The sequence below is a fragment of the Endozoicomonas ascidiicola genome (assembly GCF_001646945.1).
GTDB classification, from domain to species: Bacteria; Pseudomonadota; Gammaproteobacteria; order Pseudomonadales; family Endozoicomonadaceae; genus Endozoicomonas; species Endozoicomonas ascidiicola.
In genome coordinates, this window is the sequence record NZ_LUTV01000008.1 from 174,590 (window position 1) to 196,963 (window position 22,374).

The 22,374-nt window shown below is 46.9% G+C and carries 13 protein-coding genes; 4 read left to right on the forward strand and 9 right to left on the reverse strand.

What is annotated here, in order from left to right; genetic code table 11:
* Positions 1 to 77: 77 nt before the first annotated feature.
* The 5 genes from AKL11_RS21255 to nirB all read right to left on the reverse strand — a co-directional run bounded on the left by AKL11_RS21255 (position 78) and on the right by nirB (position 13,510).
* The gene (locus tag AKL11_RS21255; protein ID WP_067521734.1) at positions 78 to 6,155 is read right to left on the reverse strand and encodes a hypothetical protein; all 6,078 of its coding nucleotides are present in this window, start codon (positions 6,153 to 6,155) and stop codon (positions 78 to 80) included.
* A gap of 535 nt (positions 6,156 to 6,690) precedes the next feature.
* Positions 6,691 to 9,384 (reverse strand): nitrate reductase, encoded by a 2,694-nt coding sequence (locus AKL11_RS21260; protein WP_067521735.1) that lies wholly within the window; start codon positions 9,382 to 9,384, stop codon positions 6,691 to 6,693.
* 12 nt (positions 9,385 to 9,396) lie between these two features.
* Positions 9,397 to 10,626 carry an NAD(P)/FAD-dependent oxidoreductase gene (locus AKL11_RS21265; protein WP_067521738.1) on the reverse strand — a complete coding sequence of 410 codons (1,230 nt, stop codon included), beginning with the start codon at positions 10,624 to 10,626 and terminating at the stop codon, positions 9,397 to 9,399.
* Positions 10,627 to 10,628: 2 nt separating this feature from the next.
* Positions 10,629 to 10,973, reverse strand: a complete 345-nt coding sequence (gene nirD, locus AKL11_RS21270; RefSeq protein WP_067521740.1) for a nitrite reductase small subunit NirD — start codon at positions 10,971 to 10,973, stop codon at positions 10,629 to 10,631.
* On the reverse strand, positions 10,973 to 13,510 hold the full coding sequence (gene nirB, locus AKL11_RS21275; RefSeq protein ID WP_067521742.1) for a nitrite reductase large subunit NirB: 2,538 nt from the start codon (positions 13,508 to 13,510) through the stop codon (positions 10,973 to 10,975). Before nirB ends, nirD begins: the two co-directional genes overlap by 1 nt.
* 173 nt (positions 13,511 to 13,683) lie before the next feature.
* On the opposite strand from nirB, the gene AKL11_RS21280 reads away from it, so the two are divergent.
* The gene (locus tag AKL11_RS21280) at positions 13,684 to 14,106 is read left to right on the forward strand and encodes a YacL family protein (RefSeq protein ID WP_157673702.1); all 423 of its coding nucleotides are present in this window, start codon (positions 13,684 to 13,686) and stop codon (positions 14,104 to 14,106) included.
* Here the strand turns inward: AKL11_RS21280 and pdxB are convergent.
* The 3 genes from pdxB to AKL11_RS21295 form a co-directional block, all read right to left on the reverse strand.
* Entirely contained in the window at positions 14,103 to 15,269 is a 1,167-nt protein-coding gene (gene pdxB / locus AKL11_RS21285; RefSeq protein ID WP_067521866.1) for a 4-phosphoerythronate dehydrogenase PdxB, read from the reverse strand. The genes AKL11_RS21280 and pdxB overlap by 4 nt on opposite strands.
* An 82-nt stretch (positions 15,270 to 15,351) precedes the next feature.
* Positions 15,352 to 16,791 carry a cryptochrome/photolyase family protein gene (locus tag AKL11_RS21290; RefSeq protein WP_067521744.1) on the reverse strand — a complete coding sequence of 480 codons (1,440 nt, stop codon included), beginning with the start codon at positions 16,789 to 16,791 and terminating at the stop codon, positions 15,352 to 15,354.
* Positions 16,792 to 16,826: 35 nt separating this feature from the next.
* On the reverse strand, positions 16,827 to 17,579 hold the full coding sequence (locus AKL11_RS21295) for an SDR family NAD(P)-dependent oxidoreductase (RefSeq protein ID WP_067521746.1): 753 nt from the start codon (positions 17,577 to 17,579) through the stop codon (positions 16,827 to 16,829).
* A 154-nt stretch (positions 17,580 to 17,733) separates the two neighbouring features.
* Between AKL11_RS21295 and AKL11_RS25375 the strand changes: the two genes are divergently transcribed.
* The 3 genes from AKL11_RS25375 to AKL11_RS21310 all read left to right on the forward strand — a co-directional run bounded on the left by AKL11_RS25375 (position 17,734) and on the right by AKL11_RS21310 (position 21,159).
* Positions 17,734 to 18,846 carry a hypothetical protein gene (locus AKL11_RS25375; protein WP_157673703.1) on the forward strand — a complete coding sequence of 371 codons (1,113 nt, stop codon included), beginning with the start codon at positions 17,734 to 17,736 and terminating at the stop codon, positions 18,844 to 18,846.
* Positions 18,847 to 18,921: 75 nt separating this feature from the next.
* Positions 18,922 to 19,629: a hypothetical protein gene (locus tag AKL11_RS21305; protein WP_067521750.1), complete on the forward strand. Its 708-nt coding sequence runs from the start codon at positions 18,922 to 18,924 to the stop codon at positions 19,627 to 19,629.
* Positions 19,630 to 19,758: 129 nt separating this feature from the next.
* A complete protein-coding gene (locus AKL11_RS21310; RefSeq protein WP_067521751.1) occupies positions 19,759 to 21,159 on the forward strand; it encodes a pyridoxal phosphate-dependent decarboxylase family protein in 1,401 nt (466 codons plus the stop codon).
* 312 nt (positions 21,160 to 21,471) lie between these two features.
* Here AKL11_RS21310 and AKL11_RS21320 read toward each other — a convergent pair whose 3' ends face one another.
* Positions 21,472 to 22,290, reverse strand: a complete 819-nt coding sequence (locus tag AKL11_RS21320) for a MetQ/NlpA family ABC transporter substrate-binding protein (protein WP_067521757.1) — start codon at positions 22,288 to 22,290, stop codon at positions 21,472 to 21,474.
* Positions 22,291 to 22,374: the final 84 nt, after the last annotated feature.

A 22,374-nucleotide genomic window follows, 5' to 3' on the forward strand; every position in this document is an offset into this window, starting at 1 on the left:
ATGAAGTAGTGTCTGTTGTCTGTTTTTGCGGGATTACTATTCGCATCCAACTCCAGATCGTTATCACAGAGCCCTCCTTAATTAACCACTGTCGTATTGCTGTTGGAGCTGGTCACTGGCAAAACGGTTGTTGTATTATTGCCATTGTCTAGAGGTAAGTTTTGAAGAAAATAAGCGAGTTCTTCGATTGCAGACTGAACCTTTTTCTCTGAGAACTCAATGAGCCTCAACTCACTCTCAACAGCTAGATCAAAGACCTCATCAGAGCTATCGCCAGACGCCTCGGCTCTATAAGGTATATTCTGATTTAACAATTCATTAGGAGCCAGTGCTGCGGTGCTGGGCCGATATTTGATTTGGCTCAGAAATACAAAATAACTTTTCTCAATCCCTTGTAAGTGCTTAATTACTTTTCGCTTTTGTTGCGAGTCTGTAATACTCATTGGGCGCCCATTATCTCTGCAAATTAACGTTTCTTTACGCTCGGACAGCATCATTTCTCGTAGTTGCAAAACGGCGTGAAGATTGAGTAGTTTATTCCCCATATCACCCAAGCCTATTCCCCTTATCTGGTGTTCAGGCACTTTTTGGACCTTTCTTAACATTTTCAAAAGATCTCGCAACATATTGTCCAACGTGCGATAAGGCTGTGTTAACAGTTTTCCCGGAACTGATTTCGGTAGCGCTCCTTCTTCAGGATGCTCACACCATCGCGCTTTAAATGCTGTAAACCTCTCACTATTCAGCTTTGATATTTCCACCTTAATTTTTTGTTCTGCGCCCGTTGCCATTTCAACAGGTGCCGTATTGTTCAGTGCCGTCGTAACTTCATTATTGCCTATAAATGGTGCGGAAGTTGGCGCCGGTGTTGTTTCTTTTAATGTCGTCGTTACTGTTGATTCTGATGCTGTGGCAGGTGCCGATGTGGTTGATGGCGCTGTCGTCGTAGCTGTCGGTGTCGTTTCTATTAACGTCGTCGTTAGCCCCGTCGTTTCCGGTGGTTCTGATGTTGTGGCAGGCGCCGATGTGGTTGATAGCACTGTCGTCGTGGCTGCAACTGTCGGTGTTGTGTCTGTTACCGTGGTCGTTAGCCCCGTCGTTTCTGGTTGTGCTGTTGTGGTCGGCGCCGATGTGGTTGATGGTGCTGTCGTCGTGGCTGCAACTGTCGGTGTTGTGTCTGCTACCGTGGTCGTTAGCCCCGTCATTTCTGGTTGTGCTGTTGTTGTCGGCGCCGATGTGGTTGATGGTGCTGTCGTCGTGGCTGCAACTGTCGGTRCTGTGTCTGCTACCGTGGTCGTTAGCCCCGTCGTTTCTGGTTGTGATGTTGTGGCAGGCGCCGATGTGGTTGATGGTGCTGTCGTCGTGGCTGCAACTGTCGGTGTTGTTTCTTTTAACGTCGTCATTAATTCAGGCGCTTTTGTTTGTTTTAATGCTGTAGTTGGAGCCGGCGTACTTTTTGGTTTCACGGTCGTGGTTGGTGGTACTGTTTTTGGTAGCTCAGTCGTTGTTGTCGTCTGCTTGCCTTGTGCTTCAGTAGTAGTCGTTGGTACAGGTGTTTTTTGTGATGTTGATGGATGCATCTGGCTGATTGGTGGAATCATGACAGGCGGTTTTTCAGTAGTTGGTGGCCTGATGATTGCTGTTGAAGACACCGGCTTCTGTTTACGCGCATCATCCCTGTTGCCAGCCCCAAGCATAAACGCAAAAAAGGTTGCTGCGGCAGCCCCCCCGCCTGCAGCTATTGATACGGGTTCAGCTCCCTCTGCAATACCTGTCTCTGCAGCCCCAGTCATTATAAGGTCAGCAAAGGTGCCATCACCTTCTGCAGCAACATCTTCCACAGGTACATCCATTTCCCTCTCTACTTCCTCAAGAGCGTTTTCAGGATTGCAGCCATCGAGAGACCTTTTGCAAAGCACGCGCTCTTTTATGGGCTCTCCAGGGTTTTGCTTTGGAGGGTTAGGAGCCTTATTAATTTCCTCAAGAGTCAGTTCATCTTGAGTCTGTTGAATTAAATCCTCTGCGGCTTCCTGATCTTCTGAAGTTAACGGTTCCTGACCCGTTGTTTGCCCACCTGCAGCACTGCCACTATTTCCCGCCACTCCATGCTCGATCGCTTTATCCGTTAAGAGTTTCGCTCCGGCTAATCCGCCACCCGCACTGCTCACACCCCCAACAACCTTCCCAATGGTTTGACCAGTACTATCTTTCGACGTTCCTGCTTCACCAGAGTCTACAGTTGATTTTGATGGAACTTTTTGGCCAGTAATGCCAGCTTTCTGGGAAAGGAAATGCAAAACAACAGGGTCTCGCATCAGTTGTTCTATTACATCCTGTGACTGCCAGGCTATGGTCTTATATGCTGGGAGTGTGTTCAAAACCGACTGCAAACCCTGTTCCGAAATAGTTGCCAGATCTTCACTAACAGATGCCGTTAACCCTTCGTCGGTCTCCTCTTTCTGCCCCACTGACGAGCTGCCTGAAAAGAGGAAATATAAATTGGCTGAATCTGAAAAAAATGTGCCCATTTTCTCCTGCGCTCGACGTATATCCGCTGGGCTGGGTTGAGCCGCTTCTGTTCCCCCTTGCTCCGATGGATGGACACTTTGGCGAGCCTGCTGCCTCAACATCTGTTTAATTTTGGTTATTGTTGCCGGGTCGGGGGATTTTGGAGTACCCACACTTTCAGGAATGGAATCCGGCAACCCATTGACTTTCTGCCCTAACTTATCCACTGCAGCCAGAAATTCGTCCAGCTTGCCGTTGAATAAACTCGTTCTCTGGACAGGTGATGAAGTAGCAATACTGACGGTCCTGAATTCTGACAAGGCTTGAGATAAAGCGTTTAGATTTGCTCGATTTTCTTCAGTCACTCCTCCGGCGAAATCATCTGCGGACTTGGCATTGATAAGCTTTATGGCCGAGGTCAACCGCTCTATAACATGACTCACTAAATTGATGGTTTGCGGAGGAATGGGGGTTTGCTGTACTTTATAGTTTGCAACCGATGCAAGGATTTCCTGCATCTGATAGACCAGAGGGTCACTGTCCGTAACCATATCCGGATCAACAGCCACATCAGCAGGCGTTTCACTGACTGCATTATAGAGGTCCGATTCTGCAAGCGTTGTAAACATCCGGGAGAGCAATTGATACTTTTTTGCCATTTCTTGAGCTGGCATATCGCTCAGTTTGGTAGTGACCAGATCTCCTGTGGTTGAAGCAATGTTAGGAAAAAGTGTCATCTCTCCCAGCAGTTCCAGATCCGCTGGAGATATCTCAGCCACGCTTATCATATCGCCAGTATAACCTTTAGTTTGCTCTAGGTTTTGGGCGATTCTGGGCTGTAAATGCTCCCTGATATTTTCTTTTAATGCCTCCAGAGAGTTTGCCTTGATCGAGAACAGTTCTGATCGTGTATCAGAGAAAGTTACATAATAAATACCATTTTTCACTTCCAGGGAAACTCTGATCGTATGTTGGGCTCCAATAAACTTGCGACAGCGTATTGCGACATTCAGTTTTGAATATTCATTGCCCTCTGCTAGAGCGTCCGCCTGGTTCACGAGAAACTTGTCAGTAAGCCATGTATTTAGCCCATCAATTCTTACGTCTTCGTACTTTTCTTTGCTGAACACTCTGTCTGAAAAGACAGTGAAATCTTTTACCATGCGTCGGTAATTCTGACTCTTAATTTTATGCCCGTAGCCTTGGAATACTTTACCGTAAACTACTGTACCGTGAACCATTAGATCGGTCTCTCCGGACAGGTCAGCATCCATCGTTATCAAATACTGAATGATATTAAGCGTCCGCATAAACACATTGTTAAAAAATATACTTTCCCCGGATAAATCCATATACAGACTATCCAGAAAATGACGGTCAATTCCTGATATCATCTGGGTTAATGTCATAGCAATGCAATTTCCTCCAACGCCTGTCATTGCGCCCGTAAAGCTATTGAAATTTGCCAGTATTTCAGCATTACGAAACACGGCTGTCGGAAAACTTTCAATACCGACGGATTGCGATATTGCCTGAAACCCCTCTGAATAGGCTTGCAGGTTCATTCCTGCCTGACTGACATCAAACACCTTGTTCGCTAAAGCAGACTCTCCAATATGAACCAGATAGTCATTAAAGGTCGCAATTTCCATATTAAACATTTGTTGACCCGCCTCGTAATAACTCTGGCGCTCAAACGACTGGGTTGCCTCATCAAGCATTGTTTGATATTCATCGAGTTCTTCTCGTTCAGGGTTCCACAATTTTTTCTCCCTATCTGTAAACTGATCGATCGCATCACTTTCTTTATTGGTTCGAATATAGGCCTGATATCTGCCCACCGAATCCATAAAGCCCCTTACAAACTCATCAAAGCCTTCGTGGAAAGGAAGATCATACATCTCCTCCATAGCATCAGACAAAATACGCTCTAAATCAGTTCCAATACCATCAAGTGCATCATCTGAACGTTTCACCCTTTGATGCCTTTGGCTAAATGTCGTATTTAATTGATCGCCTATGTTTGTACTAATATTGAGATAACCATTATCAGTTGAATTGGTAACATGGTTTATAAAATAACCATAAAGACTGACATACTCCTTAAAAAAAATAACCTTTGAATATTTCTCCATTTTGGAAAACTGTGCTTTTTCACTCACTGTTAAATTCAATAGACCAGGGTTATTTGCAAGTTCTATTTTAAATGTATTCAGCCAGTTACTATCATAAAGATCATTCAGGAATCGAGTGGTATTACTTGTTATTGATGCATTAGTTTCAGAGCTTAAGTCAGGTATAGGAGCAGGTGTAAAAGTTGCAGCTATTCCGCTAGGCTCCGTTAATGGAGGGAGGGCTGTTGTAGCATATGCACTTGTTTCAACCGCTGCTTGATTTGTTGTTTGCTCCATATCTTGATTTGTTGTTTGCTCCATATAAAGTGGTTTATCAGGGAGCCCATTCTCCCCGGAGGTCTGCACTAACTGCTCATCGTCAGTAACAGCGGCTGTCGTATCTTCAGGGGTTGCAGTAATGGATGATGCTGTGGATGTTAATCCTTCATTCAATTCAGCTTGTAGCTGATCATGGGAACAACGCAAACGGTTATCCATACTTTTTAATTTTTCTATCAGGGATATCTCAGTTACTGGGTGCCGGACCGAAGAAATTTGTGTGTGAGGAGGTGTACGGGAAACTTGAATCACACTTTCAGAAGCAGGATCAGATTCTAAAAGTCCAAGCCCCGTTTCATAGGCACTCATCAGTTTCGCGGTGCTTTGCCTTGCATATTTAACACTCTCTTTGACACCATCCGCATTCCTGCATTTTTGGGAATATTCAGAGCCAGTTGAGTATCGGTCATTGATGGTTAAACGCTGAATTAATACAGACCCAATGGCGATTAAATCATTCAATTGCGCCAGCTTCTGTGCTGAAGCGCCTTCCCCGTGAAATGATGGACACTGAACGCCTTTAGCGGCATGCCTTTTTTGATACCCAGTTAAATGTCCGTATAGCTGGGTTATTTGGTTCTTTAGCCCACTCTTTGTAATACGGAAATTTGATTGAGCTTGCAAAGCGACGGGCATTTGGTAATTAGCAACGCTCTTGCAAAATGGACTACTGGTTTTTTTGCCCTTTTTAAGGGGCGTTCCGGCAAATGAATACCCTGTTTTCTCAGGAATACTCTGCTCAGTTTTTTTCAGGTTTTTTTGCAACTGGTGAACCAGTGTGAGGTCAGACTTGTCCCCCAGACTCCTGTTAATGGTTGTATGTCGGACAACCCGGACTTTATGTAATCTTGATGGCTTACCCTTCCTTTCAGCATGTTGATCTGACTGCCCATTATCAAGCAGTTGCCTGCATTGGGCGTCAACAGCCATACTTCGTACTGCCAACATGCACATTTGTCTCTTTCTGGAGACAGTTTGTTTCACACAGGTTTGCTGTTGCTGCCCATTATGTTCCAACAAATGTGTTTTCTCCTGAAACAGGTGCGCTTTCTCAGCTTTAAGGTGTCTGACGAACTTCCTGATATCTCTACTACTTCCAGAAACATCATTATTTTTCCAGTCTTTCGCGCACTGATTTAATCTTCCAAGGGATTGTTTATAGAATTGTTTAACTTGTGCAGAGTCCTTTTGCATACATCTAGTTACTGCTTGTTTTGAAACTTTAACACGCCTTATATCATGGCAATGTCTGGGACGTTTATGTTGTCCAGAGGAGATCGTACTTCTTTTGGTACGCAACACCTGTTCATGATGATACTTTACAGTAGTGACACTTCTATTTGCACTATGAGTTTTCCAATTTTTTGCATTAGTGCCAAGGGTTGCAAGCGACAATCCTACGGCCAATATATTATAACTCTCAAAAGAGGGTCTGCTGCCATTTCTTGTTTGAGCCGTTTGAAGAAAGCCGTGAGGGCTAGATGAAAAATAGGGCACTAAATTCTGTCCAATGTAAACATCAATTTAACCTAAGGTATAGCTCTTTTATTAAATCACGCTTAAAAACTGCAATAACTAAAAGAACTAGAAAAATAATTGATATACCAAAGCCTTCACTTCAAAAACAGCACTACTTATTTTTATATTTAAACTACAATTTTCATTTAACTTTCATTGAGCATTACAAGACAAGTTGGAAAAAATCATGCATTAGCTCAGATTTATTACATCAGTTTATGTTGAGCAATAACTGTCGAATTTCCGGAATACATGAACCACAGTTAGTACCCGCCTTCAATATTTCCCCAATCACAGAAACATCGGATATCGAGTTCTCACGTATTGTACGGCAGATGGTATTCTCACCCACACCAAAACAGGCACATACCTGTCTTCCAGCGTCTTCACCTTTTGGAGGAGTACCAGAAAGAAAATACCACGCTTCCAGTGCCGTGACCGATTTGCCAAAACAGGATTGCAGCCATTGTCTGTCACAGGCTGATCGTCCTTCACCAGACATCCAAATCGCTTGAACCTGATATTGATCCAGCCATAACACACGACAACCATCAAATTGAAAATCAGATTGAAAATCAGATTGAGCATCAACATATTCAATTTTTTCAAAGCGCTTATTGAAATCAGATAGAACAGACAGCTTATCAAGCCCAGATCCGGCTAGCTCATATCGAAAACCATGTTCACTTCGCACTTCGGTTACATACTCAACATCAGTGAACGAGAGTTGCTCTCGGGAAAACAGCACGCCATTTCCCGTATGATAAAATGGTTCCAGCTTTACCGGGGTATGCTTTAAATCCGGTTGTTTTGAAACCGGGTCCACCACGGGATTCACTAATACACCACAAAAACCCGATTGACTGTTTTGTCGGGTCCAGTGCATGGGCATAAACACCTCACCCACTCGTTGAGCCTCTGAGTGTTTCACTCTGACGATGGCATCACCAAACTCAGACGACACCTTACACAACATCTGATCTTGCAGTTGCACCGAACCTGCATCTTCCGGATGAATGGCAAGGAATGGTTCGTCTGTATGCTGATTCAATCTTGGCGATAACCCAGTCCGAGTCATCGTATGCCAGTGATCCCTTACACGCCCGGTATTTAACAATAACGGGTATTCAGCATTAATCGAGTTAGCGGCTTTCTGCCAGTGAGTGGGGACAAACTTCGCTCTTCTATCATCGGTATAAAAACCACCCGCACTGAACAATCGTTGCTGACTTTTGTCTTCAATCACTGGCCATTGAAAAGGATCCATTGATTCGTATTCATTATCAGAAATAGACGCCTTGGTTCCGATATTAAAATCACGGATTTTTCCGGCTGTATTATTTTCAAATCCTGACAGCGCTGCATGCTCTCGAAAAATATCGGCACTGCTTGCGAAATCGAATGCGTCAGAATACCCAAGCCGCTTAGCGACCTGAGTCAGTATCCACCAATCGGGTTTGCTTCCTCCTGCCAGAGGAAAAAGGGCTCGCTGCCTTGAAATACGCCGTTCTGAATTCGTAACGGTTCCGTCTTTTTCACTCCAGGGAGCTGCGGGCAAAACAATGTCTGCAAGTGCTGTAGTGTCGGTTTTTTCAATGCAGTCAGACACCACCACCGTTGGGCATTTTTTCAGCGCTTTTATAATACTATTGCCGTCGGGCATACTGACCACAGGGTTTGTGCCCATCACCCAGAGAAAACGAATGGCGCCTCGATCAATGGCTCTGAATAAATCCACCGCCGTTTTTCCAGGCGAGCGAGCCATGTTGGTTGTGCCCCAAAATCGCCCTACCCGATCAATATCTTCTGGTAAAAAATCCATATGAGCGGCCAACTGATTTGCCAAGCCGCCCACTTCTCGACCACCCATGGCGTTGGGCTGCCCCGTTAACGACAATGGGCCACTACCTGGCAAACCAATTCTTCCGGTCGCCAAATGGCAATTAATAATGCCATTCACCTTATCGGTACCTGAGGAAGATTGATTCACGCCCTGAGACCAGGCGGTTACCGTTTTTTCTGTGGTCGAAAACCAGTGAAAAAATTGAAGCACTGTTTCTTGATCAAGACCGCACAATTCAGAGAGTTGTGAATAATCCCGAAAACTGGCTCGAGCCACTTCAAGGGACTGCCCAAAATCATTGGTGTGTTTTTCAATATACGGCAGATCGATAGTACCTTGCTCTGCCAACCAGGACAGTAACCCATTAAAGAGTAATGCATCGGTTCCCGGTCGGATGGGCAGATGAAGATCGGCAATATCGCAAGTGTCTGTTTTTCTTGGGTCGATAACGACCACCTTCATCTCCGGCCGTTGCTCTTTCATGGCTCGAATCCGTTGAAAGAGAACCGGATGACACCACGCCGTGTTCGAACCCACCAGAATCAGCAAATTGGTCATTTCCAGATCTTGATAGGTATTGGGCACCGTATCAGACCCAAACGCTCTTTTCTGGCCTGCGACGGTTGACGCCATACACAAACGAGAATTGGTATCCATGTTGGCGCTGCCAATAAACCCCTTCATGAGCTTATTGGCTACATAATAATCTTCGGTGAGTAACTGACCTGAGCCATAAAATGCCACTGCATCCGGGCCATACTGTTGAATGGTTTCCTGTAAACGTCGGGTGACTTCATCCAGCGCTTCTGGCCAGACAACGGTTTTACCATGAATTTTTGGATGCAGCAGCCGCCCTTCCAGCGATACAGTTTCTCCCAGTGCACTGCCTTTCGAGCAAAGCCGTCCATAATTTGCCGGGTGATCTTCACGCCCTTTTATCTCTACTAAGTGCAGATCAGGATCAGTGACGTTGGCAGTAATTCCACAACCCACACCACAGTAGGCACATGTCGTATTTATAGTTTTTGAAAAATCAGGTTTTACAGACCCACATACTGCCATGGTATTTCCTTATTATGCGGCGGGAAGGAAACGCTGTCCGAACAGAAGCTGTTGCCGGAAAGATGTGATATCAGTGGAAGACGCCATCAGCTCTTGGTACCAGAGGCCGTCGGTCACATCACCATAAAGGAGCACCCCCTTAATGCGATTATCTTTAATCACCAATTTTCGATAGAGCTGTGAGCCCGGGGCATGGAGCGTGATAACTTCGTCGGATTCAGCAGGATTAAACTCACCGCTGGAAAACACATCCACACCATCCACTTTCAGGTTTGTGGGAATTGGCACCGGCACAAACGCTTCACGACTCCCCCCCAGAAGGTGTGAAGCGACAATCTCCGCATGCCTGTAGACAGGCGCAACCAGCCCAAACAGCAAAGGCTGATCGCTGTACTGCATTTCAACACATTCACCCATGGCCATAATGGCCGGGTCTGATGTCTGCAACTGGTCGTTTACCAAGACACCGCGCTGAGACTTCAACCCACAGGCTTTCATAAGATCGATATCTGGTCGAACACCCGCCGTCACAATCACCAGAGAAGCGGGTAGATAATCACCTTCCAATTGAACACCGCACACATGACCATCAACCCCATCATAAGATTTCAAGCGAGCCTGACTGCGAAACTGAATACCCCGACTTTCCAAGGTTTCTCGCAGCAGCAAACCGGCGACAGAATCCAATTGCCTGCCCATGGGTGTCGGCATATTATCGACAATGGTCACGGACATGCCCCGCTGCACCAAACCGCTGGCGCATTCGAGCCCCAAGAGCCCACCGCCAATAACCACCACATGCTGATGGTTACCTTCCAGCATTCGATTGACATCTTGAAGAGTACGAAATGCCATCACCCCTTTAAGGTCCGCTCCCGGTACCGGTATCCGATTAGGCTGAGATCCCGTTGCCAGAACCAGACGATCATAACGAAATGTCTTCCCTGATTTAGTAGACACCTGTCGAAGATCACGATCGATATGGACAACCTGCCCATCATCTCCAGTGAACAGTTTGATTCCCTGCTCTTGATACCACTGCAATGGCTTTAGCTGTATGCCATCAAGATCAATCGAACCGGCCAGTAATTTGGATAACTGAATTCGATTGTATCCAGGACTGTCCTCTGCTGAGAGAACGATTACCTCAAACGGACAGTAACCGTTAGCAAACAACTGCTCCAGCAGGCGAACACCACCCATGCCATTGCCGATGACCAGCAGTTTTGGTTTTTCACCCATCGTCAGGCTACCTGCTTAACCAATGGCGCCGTCATTACCTGAACAACGCCATCTACTGTTTCTATTGGATATACATTCAAACTAACACTGTCGTCTTCGAGACACTGGCCCGTTCTCAGGTCAAAATGCTGTTTGTAAATTGGCGAAGCAACCACCAGCCGGTCTTTCAGATCACCCGTAATGCCTCTTGAAATCACATTAATTTCACTGAAAGGATCAAAGTTATCAAGTGCAAACAACTCACCTTCGACACAGAAAACCGCCACTTGCTGACCATTGACCAAGGCGCACACGCCAAGGCCATTAGTCAATTGTGAGTACTGACAAACTGGTATCCACTGGCTCATTACGACAACTCCTGAAGCGTGATTTTTTCTTCTTTTGACGCAGGACGACGCTGCTCCCGTTCACTGACAAACACCACATTGCTGTCCAACTCGTCGCTGTTCACAAAGTGACTGAATCGTTGCAGCTTCTCAGGGCTCTCCAGTGTCGTTTTCCATTCGCACTGATAAGTGCCTACCAAATGGGTCATTTCATTTTCCAATTCCTGATTAATACCCAAGCTGTCGTCGATAATCACCGATTTCAGGTAGTCCAAACCGCCTTCCAGGTTATCCATCCAGACGGAAGTACGTTGCAGCCTTTCTGCCGTACGGACGTAAAACATCATGAAACGATCGATGTATTTCACTAGCGTTTCATCATCCAGTTCCGTCGCAAACAGGTCTGCATGGCGGGGTTTCATACCGCCGTTACCGGCGACATAAAGATTCCAGCCTTTTTCGGTGGCAATGATGCCCACATCTTTACTTTGGGCTTCCGCGCATTCCCGGGTACAGCCGGAAACGGCCATTTTCACTTTATGAGGAGAGCGAACACCGCGATAACGATGTTCGACGGCAATGGCCATACTGGTACTGTCCAACACGCCATAACGACACCAGGTACTGCCGACGCAGGATTTAACCGTACGCAATGATTTGCCGTAGGCGTGCCCGGTTTCAAAACCGGCATCCACTAACCGTTTCCAGATGGCCGGCAACTCATTCACATGAGCGCCGAAGAGGTCAATCCGCTGGCCGCCAGTAATTTTGGTATAGAGTTTGAAATCCTTAGCCACTTCACCAATAACAATGAGTTTCTCTGGTGTAATTTCGCCGCCCGGCACTCGAGGTACGATGGAGTAAGTGCCGTCTTTCTGGATGTTGCCCAGAAAATAATCGTTAGTATCCTGCAGCGGCGCATGTTCATTTTTCAGGATGTAATCATTCCAGCAGGACGCCAGAATTGAACCAATGGTGGGTTTACAGATATCACAGCCTTTACCTTGACCATGACTGGCAATCACATCATTAAACGACGTCAGTTCGCCAACCCGAACAAGATGGTAAAGCTCCTGTCGCGAGTAAGGAAAGTGCTCACAGATGTCCTTTTTCACTTCCACGCCAAGCTGTGTAAGTTCATTGTCTAGCACCTGCTTCACCAGCTGAGCACAGCCTCCACAACCTGTACCAGCACCGGTTTCTGCCTTCAGGGCACCAATATCCTGACATCCCCCGGCAACCGCACCCACCAAATCCCCTTTACTGACATTGAAGCAGGAACATATCTGAGCAGTGTCTGGTAATGCAGCAATGCCCAGCCCCTGGGGAGCAGCGCCATCACCTTGCGGCAAGATCAATTCAGCCGGGTTCTTTGGCGGTACCATGTCGTTCAACATCATTTGCAACAGGTTGCCATACTCATCTGCATCGCCCACCAGCACCGCACCCAGCACCCGCTTTTTGGTTTTGGACACTACCAGTTTTTTATAAACTTTTTTCTCGTCATCAATAAATTGATAGCTCAGTGAGCCTTTAGTCTGTCCATGGGCATCACCAATACTGGCCACATCCACGCCCATGAGTTTTAGTTTGGTGCTCATATCTGCGCCACGGAACTGGCTATCTGTTTTGCCGGTCAGTTGATCAACCGCTATCTGTGCCATTTGATAGCCCGGCGCAACCAAACCAAAAATCTTGCCTTCCCAGAGCGCACATTCACCAATCGCAAAAATGGCAGGATCAGACGCTTGACACTGGTCGTTTATAACAATTCCGCCTCGCTCTCCCATAGCAAGTGCTGACTGTTTCGCCAATTCATCTCGAGGGCGAATGCCCGCTGAGAATAGAATCAGATCCGTATTCAGCACCTCACCATCCGCAAACTGCATCTGATGCACGGCACCATCACCGTCGGTAATCAATTTTGTGTTTTTGCCGGTATGAATAGAGACGCCCAATGCTTCGATTTTCTGACGCAGCATGGCACCACCACCATCGTCCACCTGAACAGCCATCAATCTCGGAGCAAACTCAACGACATGAGTTTCCAGACCAAGGTCTTTTAATGCTTTCGCTGCTTCTAACCCCAACAGCCCGCCACCCACCACAACACCGGTTTTGCTGCCTCGTGCGCCTTCTGTAATGGCTTCAAGATCTTCGATGGTGCGATAAACGAAACAGTTTGCACGATCATGGCCTGGCACCGGCGGCACAAAAGGATACGAGCCCGTCGCCAACACCAATTGATCGTATTGAATGGTTTGCCCTTTGCTGGTCACCACCTGTTTTACATCACGATCAATCTGTTGCACTGCTTCGTTTAATCGCAGATGCAGACCGCCTTGTTGGTAGAAGCCTTCCTTTACCATGGAAAGTTCTTCCGCAGAACGCCCGCTAAAATATTCAGACAGATGCACACGATCGTACGCAGGCCGTGGCTCTTCACCAAAAACTGTGACCTGATATTGGTCAAGACCACCAGCAGCCACCAGTTTTTCAAGAAAGCTGTGGCCAACCATTCCATTCCCAACAACAATCAGGCTTTGTTTAGCACTCATTCGAACCCATCCCCATCAAATTCAACAATGGCGGTTGCAAGTGCTGTGCCAGCTGCAAAAACAGGGGGTGTTTGTGAAGCTCATTGTGATAAACGCACCAAAACTAAAATCCAGCCATACAAGTACGCAAGAAAATGGTGCATTGTGTTCGAATTACGTATTGGCAACGGGCTGTGAATCAATACAATGTCATGCTCGTTTATTTATTGGTTGACCAGATCTTTCACACTATGGATTACCACTTCCAGCGTAACTTTTCCGGCCGCCCTGAGGCGCAGTTTTCCATGGACCATGAAGCCATGGGCATCTGGTTGACGGAAGAGTTGGGGGATAACACCAAACAGTTCGAGCATCTGGTGCAGGTGATCGATAGTCTGGAGAAAGGACAACGCTGGGAGTATTTTGATGATGGTCGGGATTTCCGCCTGCATCTAACCCGTGATGTTGCCGAAGTACGCGCTGCGCTGCTGGATACCGATATGCCATCCGATGAAATGGAAGAGATGGACTACTACGACAGTGAGTCCATCAGTCATTGCGGGCTGGATGATTTTAAAAGCCTACTGCTCGACTGGCAGCGCTTCTTATCAATTTAATGCTCATCCACCATCCGAAAATTCAGCGCCTGAAACACCGCTTCCACGGATGAATCACAATCTTTCAAATGCACCCGCAGGGTGTTGAATTCTCTGCGTTGAGGGTACTCTTTTCGCAACTGATCAAACGCTACTTTTCGATCGGCTTCCTGCTTACCCATCAAAGCGCTGCGCATAAATGCATCATCACGACGAATGTCGTACACAGAACGTATCGCCTTAGAACAGGTATCTGAAAATCCAATACCTTCATTGAATCTCATTTCTTTCAACACTGGCAAAGGTGTTATCGCGGGCAACCTCACCCGGGCAGGCAAACCAAACTGTTTGCAAAACGCTTTATAGATCATTCCCGTACCACGAATCTTGCCATCGAGGCTGTAGCCCGCTATATGGGGCGTGGCAATAGCCACCAGACTCATCAACTCCGGATCGGCATCGGGCTCATGCTCCCAAACATCCAACACCACTGTTAGGTCATTACGATGCTTAAGCGTGTGCTTGAGGGCCTCGTTATCAATCACTGGCCCACGGCCACCATTGATCAGAATGGTTCCGGGCTTCATGGCCTGAAGTTGCTCTTCACCCATCAAATGAAACGACGGATGTTGCCCATCTTTGGTGAGTGGCGTGTGGAGACAGATAACATCGCACTGTTGAATCAAGTCTGGCAGAGGCAAATATCTGTCGTGATCGTCAGGATGGTTTTGCGCCTCAATAAAAGGATCGCTGGCATAAACCGGAATACCCAGTTTCTCCATAACCCGGTATAAGCGGCCGCCCACCTGCCCTTTACCGATGATACCGACGGTTCTTTGCTTGAGTTCAAACCCGGTTTGCTCCGATAGAATATCCAGAGCAGCGAGCACATACTCGGTTACCGCCGTTGCATTACAGCCAGGAGCATGGCTGAAAGCGATGCCCTGGCTGGTCAGATAGTCTTTATCCACATGATCAAACCCAGCGGTGGCAGTGGCAACAAACTTCAGAGAGCTGCCTTCCACCAGTTCACGATTCACTTTGGTGACTGAGCGCACCAACAATACATCCGCATCCTTAACATCTTCATTGGAAATAGTTCGTCCTGGAAGCGCGATAACCTCTCCCAATCCCCCAAAGCATTCCATTAATAAAGGAATATTTTCGTCAGCAATAATTTTCATGGATTTAGTGGGCACATAGACCATTTAGGACAGGCAAGTTAGTTGTTCAGGCATGTTATACCAATATGAAGGAAAACAGGAATCACTCTGTAGAACTCCGAATGCTTCCATAGGCATCCAGAGCCTGATTTCTCGAAAGCTTCAAATCCACAAGGGGTTTCGGGTAATCCACTCCCAACGTCACACCAGCTTCCTTCAGAACCGCTTCCGGCGCATCCCAGGGTGCATACAGGTACTTATCCGGTAACGGTGCTATTTCAGGCACATACTTTCTAATGTATTCGCCACTGCCATCAAACTTCTGCCCCTGGGTGACCGGATTGAAAATCCGAAAGTAAGGCGCTGCATCCGCGCCGGAACCAGCGATCCACTGCCAGCTGGCAGAGTTGCTGGCCAGATCGGCATCCACCAGGCAATCCCAAAACCATTGTTCGCCATGGTGCCAGTGCTGCAGCAAGTTCTTCACCAGAAAAGAACCCACAATCATTCTTACTCGGTTGTGCATCACGCCGGTTTGCCATAGTTCCCTCATGCCGGCATCGACGATAGGAAAACCCGTCTGCCCCTTTTGCCATTGAACAATCGATTTAGCCGCTTTGCGCCAGGGAAAATGATCAAACTTACTCTGGAAGTTTTTCTCTGGCAGCGAGGGGAAGTGAAATAGCAGATAGTAAGAAAACTCGCGCCATCCCAACTCTGAATGAAAACAATCCAGATCCGCTTCTACATTGCCGTCTGGCGCACCCGCCGCCGATGCAAACCAAACCTGATTAGGCGATATCTCGCCAAAATGCAGATGCGCCGACAGGTTGGATACCTTGTTCTGTGAAGGATAATTGCGCCCCTCCTGGTACCCGTTAAGCCCTGTCTCCAGAAACACCTGAAGCTTATCCCGAGCCGCTAATTCACCAATACCACAACCTTCTTGGAGCCAGTGCTGCCCTATGGGTTTATCCCAAGATTTTTCCGGTAGAAAATTCAACTGATCAAGAGGTAGCCCTGAAGCATCTGAGAATAATCTCAGTGGTTTTGGCGTGGACAGCGGTTCTCTGGGCGCAGGCGCGTTCAGGCAACCTCTTCGATAATAAGGTGTGAAGACTTTATAGGGAGTGCCGTCTTTTTTCAGAATATTCCACGGCTCCCAAAGTAGCGAACCATTGAAACTTTTTACATCAATGCCTGATGCACGAAGGCGTTCTTTTATCTTATGATCCCGTTGGATTCGCCAGGGTTCATAGCATCGATTCCAGTAAACGGCATCTACATTGTATTCACTGACGATCCTGGGTAAAACCTCTTTTGCATCACCGACCAGAATCAACAAACGCCCTTTTAAAGATTTATTGAGTTTCTCAAGGGAGTGGTGAAGCCACCAGCGACTGGCAGCGCCCATTTTCCATTTTCCCGGGGAGATATCATCCAGAATATACACCGGTAACACTTGACCAGACCGAGCTGCTTCATAAAGCGATGGATTATCGGATAGGCGCAGATCTTGTCTGAACCAGTGAATTGTCAGCATAACTGCCTCCGCCAGAGGAAAAGGAAAGCGAGCCTTTAAAAAGGGATGGTTTCTCCGTCCCAGGCAATAAGGCTGCCACTGTCTTTTTGCGTCAGCCCATCAATCACCGCCAATAATTGCCCCGCTGCATAGTCTGGTGCAAACAGCTTACCCTCCGGCACTGCGGCTTGAAAAGGCGACGATAGATGGCTGTCTACCGTCCCCGGATGCAGTGAGACCATAATCGCCGACTTGTTTTTGCGCCCCATCTCAATAGACAGATTTTTGATGATCATGTTCAGCGCCGCTTTTGAAGCACGGTAAGCATACCAGCCACCCAGCTGATTATCCGAAATACTGCCCACTCGGGCAGACAAAACAGTAAACACACTTTTGCTCGACGTTCGATTCATCTTCGGTAAGAAATATCGGGCAACCATGGCTGGCCCGGTGGTGTTCACAGCAAAGACATGGGAAAAATGCGTTGACTGAAAATCCCGTATGGATTTTTCTGGTTTCAGGGAATCATTTTCGTGAAGCACCCCTGTGGCAACTATCACCATATCCAGAGTATCCGTTACCGTTTTTGCAGCGGCAACTATACTCTTCTCATCAAGAAGATCCATGGAATGGTCAATGATTTTGTGAGGTTGTCCATGCCACTGCCCACTGCGGGAAAAACAGTAGATTGTCTCCACCTGCTTACAATGCTGAAGCGCTTCTACAAAGGCTTTGCCAATGCCTCCGGTAGCACCGATCACCGCAACTTTGCTACCAGAACTGAACGAGCTAAGCGTTGAGGAGAGCATAATCGAAACTCCATTTATCACTGGAAACGGCTTAAACGACCATTATACGGAATCGTCCAGATTTCGGATCATTGGAATAAAGGCACATAGGAGCCTGTCGGACAACTACTTGAGTCAACATGCAAGAAAAACCATCTGAGAATGAGGAGGCTTCATGGAAGGTAACAATCCTGTAACCAGCAAAAAGACAGCGGGTGGGTGCTTATCATACACACCAAAAACAGTGTCTGTTCAAAGTACGCACCGGGGGAGGCCGGTTTCTGTACAATATGAAAGCTCGACAGATTTATATGGTCATAGAGAGATAAACACTGCAGCAGATTCAGACTATCCCCCCCAACAAAAGCCTTTACAAAGACGACATTGGGCGACAGCGGTGTCCATGGCGAATTTAACAACTAACACAGCGGGGATATTAAGTCGTATACAGCATGAAGTGCCTGCTCAAAGTAGGCACCGGGAGAGGCCGGTTCCTGTACACTGTGTAAACTCGACAGATTTATATGGTCATAGAGAGATAAACACTGCAGCAGATTCAGACTCTCCAGAAAGCCCCCTGAAAAACGCTTTACAAGGAAATCCGTCGACATCGGTGTCTATGTTGGATTTTACAACTACCACAGAGCAACAATCACATTCTCATTGGTTTGAGGATGAGTGTATGAAGCAACTCAAAGCCTCCGAACATAAACTGACACACTCGACAATTAAAAAGGAGCACACAGATGCACCCAAAGAGCACAATAATTCAAGCGTGTTTAACTTTTTCCGAAAATCATTTCCCGGAAAACACAAACAGCGCTCCCCCTCCCAAGCCTCTCACACCATGCCCGCAATTAGCGAAAATTCAAAGCCACAATCATCGGCTAAAACAGTAGCCAAACCTTTAAGCATTGCTGGTGATTTTTCAAAAAGAAAAGCTAGCCATCATTGGTATTCAAACCTCTTTGGAAAAGCTCAGCAACCACTTGAAAAAAACCCTCCTGCTCCTCATTTTCCTTCCACGAAGGTCATAATAAAAACACCACCCAGCTCAATGACAACACAAGCACCTCAAAACTCCCTCCTGCCTCTTGCTGAAAGCAAAAAACCGTTCGATGACACATCAGCGACAAATGCCTCAGGGACAAACGCTTCTCTTGAGGAGCTAACAATGGTTGAAGCTTCTGAGTTGTCAGATTCTGAGAATTGGGCTGAATCTGTTTTACGGGGCATGGGGTTGAAAGAAAGCAATAAAACACTGAGTGAAGACATAGGACATAGTTAGCCTGTAAAAGGTTAACCTTACATGCCGATACGGGCTATGAGCCATAGGATATTCTTATCACTGCCCGGATTGTTCATGACCAGAAAATCAGAAGATAATCAAACTCCATCTGAAAACGACAATGTCATTGATATGTTCACCCGCAAGCCTCTGGATGAGGTGAACATTCATCAGATCATTCGTATTGCCCCGGAGCTGGATGGCATGGAGATGCTCTACAGCAACGACGCTAATCCCGGAAAAATGTTCAGCATGAAAATACTCTGCTGGGCACTGATGAAAGACGGCACCATCGATGCAATGGTTCCCTGGCTCAATAAAGTGGTTCCTGCCAGAGAGTTGAACGATCCATTAAACGGTCGCTGGGAAGGCTACTTTGATAAATGCCACGATCAGGCTTTTTTTGACATACCAGAACACAAAGTGATGGAGCTGGAACAGGCTGAAACCTATTACCACCTGAACGAGACGGAAGACAAAATCGTGCTTCAGGAAATCCCCGACACCATTGGCACCCACGCCATCCTCACAGAAGACAAATTCAAAAGCATCATTCTGGTCCATGTCACCAGCTGGCGTCTGTACAACACTGGCGAGATGCTCGCTATGGTGGCTGATGATAAAAAAGTAGAAAACACTCCCATATTACCCGGTGATGAATGCCTGTTTGCCGCTCAGGAGCACAAAGATTTCCATTACTTCTTCCACTATTTGATCGCCAATAAAATCAAAAGTGGTGATCCGGAAGCCCTGGCAGCGTTCACCCATTTGGTTGAAGGCTGATCGCTTTCAATGATTCTATCTATAAACTGACGTTCGTCTGATAAATAAAATAGCACTTCCCATTTGTTGAGAGGAGAAAGTGAATCTATTCTGCACAGGTTTAAATCAACTGACTAAGCACCCAGCCTTATGGAACACCTGTTAAATCGATTTGTCGATCTGGCTAACGAGATGATTGCGGAAGAGTCCAATCACCCCATGGCCTCTTATATCCCGACCTCTGAATTAGCATCTGCTCTGGATTTGTCTTTATCCGACAAACCCATGGACGATGATGCGTTTTTCTCAACCCTCCGGGCGGTCATTCTGAAAACGCCCAAAACCTCTAGCAAGGCTTTTTTTAATCAATTGTTTGCCGGCAGGCATGAGAAAGCCGTCATTGGCGAGTTCTTTTCAGCACTATTGAACAACTCGATGTACACCTACAAAGCGGCGGGACCACAGATTGGCATTGAAGCCAATATATTGTCCAAAGTGCGAGACATTATCGGCTGGGATCAACACTCCGGTGGTACGTTTGCCCCGGGCGGTTCCATGGCTAACTTCATGGGCATGATTGCCGCCAGAGACAGCATCAACAAAGACATACGATACAGCGGTATCGATAAAACCTACACGGCTTACACCTCCGAAGTCTCCCATTACAGCATTGATAAAAATGCCGCTTTTGCGGGCATCGGTAGAGATCAAATTCGAAAAATTAAGGCGGATGGCTTTGGCAAAATCATCCCTTGCGAGCTAAGTGCTCAAATTCAAAGGGATATCGACGCGGGTTACACGCCATTCTTCGTTAATGCCACAGCGGGCACCACTGAGCTGGGGGCTTATGATGACATTCACGCTTTAAGAGCCATTTGCGATCATTACCAGCTCTGGCTTCATGTTGATGGCGCTTATGGTGCCGCCGTGATGTTCAGCAAAGCCTACAAACACCTGATTAGCGGTATTGAGACAGCGGATTCCTTTTCCTTCAATGCCCATAAAATGTTGCGAGTGCCTCTGCCCTGCTCACTGTTTATGGTGAGAGATAAGCAGTGTTTGTACGACTCTTTTTCCAATGAAGCGGATTATTTGTATCAAACAGGCGACGATGAGTTTAACCCGGGAAAAATATCCCTGCAGTGCGGCAGACGAAACGATGCATTGAAGTTCTGGGCATTGTGGAAAAGCATCGGCACGCAAGGGCTTGAGCATATGGTGGATTATCAATTTCATCTGGCAGATATCGCCAGAAACTATATTCGGAATCACCCTGACTACACATTATGCAGCTTCGATGATTCTGTTTCCGTCTGCTTCAATTACAAAGACTACTCAGCCCGGGATATCTGCACAGCGTTATATACAGAGAATAAACTGATGGTGGGGTATGGGTGCACTGACGGTAAAGAGTATGTCCGGCTGGTGACCATAAACACTCAAAACTCAGAACAGGATCTTCTGGATTTTTTCAGAACCATGGAGGCGTTTCTTGCAGCAAGCGAGACAGAAAATCAGGCACTGGAGTTAGCAGCAGCACCCGCCTTCTGATGGTGTCGCAGAAAGCATCCTCAAAAGAGGATGCTTTCTTCATATTTCACCACTTAAGGGAAGTGGCATTTCAGAAAATACCAGCACCCCGTCATTCTCGCGAAGGAGACTGTCGCAAAACTCCAAACACCTCGTTCCCATGCTCCGCGTGGGAATGCATACCTCTTAATTTTCAAATAGATAGATGTATGGGTTCCCACGTAAAACATGGGAACCAGGGCTTTTGCGACACCCTCGAAGGCGGGAATCCACAACGACAGTGGATCTCCGCCTTCGCGGAGATGACGATGGTATGATCTTCGCTTCACTTCCCTAATTCCAACCAGCCACAGAGCTGCCTTTGAATAGTTCATCAGCCTTGGCTTCTACAACATCGCTCTGATAAGAGCTGACCAGCGCCGCCACTCTTGGATCATCGTCGTTGTCGTCACGGGCAACAATGATGTTCACATAAGGTGAGTCTTCATCCTCCACCAGCAAACCATGCTCTGTTGGCGTAAGGCCTGCAGGAATCGCATAGGTATTGTTGATGAAGGCCAGATCAACATCATCCAGTGAACGAGGCAACTGAGCTGCGTCCAGTTCAATAAACTCAAATTTGCGTGGATTCTCAACAATATCCACTGGCGTGGCTTCCAGATTGTTGATGTCCTTCAGCTTGATAAAGCCACGCTGATCCAGAAGAATCAGGGCGCGACCTTCGTTGCTTGGGTCGTTAGGGATGGCAATTTTAGCGCCGTCCTGAAGCTCGCTGATGTCAGTCAGCTTCTTAGAGTATGCGGCAATCGGGTAAACAAAGGTGTTACCCACAGCCACCAGTTTAAAGCCACGATCACGCACCATGCTGTCCAAGTAAGGACGATGCTGGAACGCATTCACATCAATGCTGCCATCTGCCAGAGCAACGTTTGGCGAGATGTAGTCTGAGAACTCAACCAGCTCCACATCGATGCCGTGCTGCTTTTCAGCCAGCTCTACCGCCACACGCATCACATCCGCTTCCGGACCGGCGATAACACCCACCTTTAATACTTCGTCATCACCGGCACCACAACCAACCAGAAGAACCGACACAGACAACGCTGCGGTTACTGCCAGACGCTTTGCTGTTTTTAGTATTGTAAAAGTCATATGAACTCCTCTGACTTATTATTGCTTCGCCTCTATTAAAAAGGCTCTGCTTCTCAAATAGACTGTATGCCTGAAGGCTTCAAT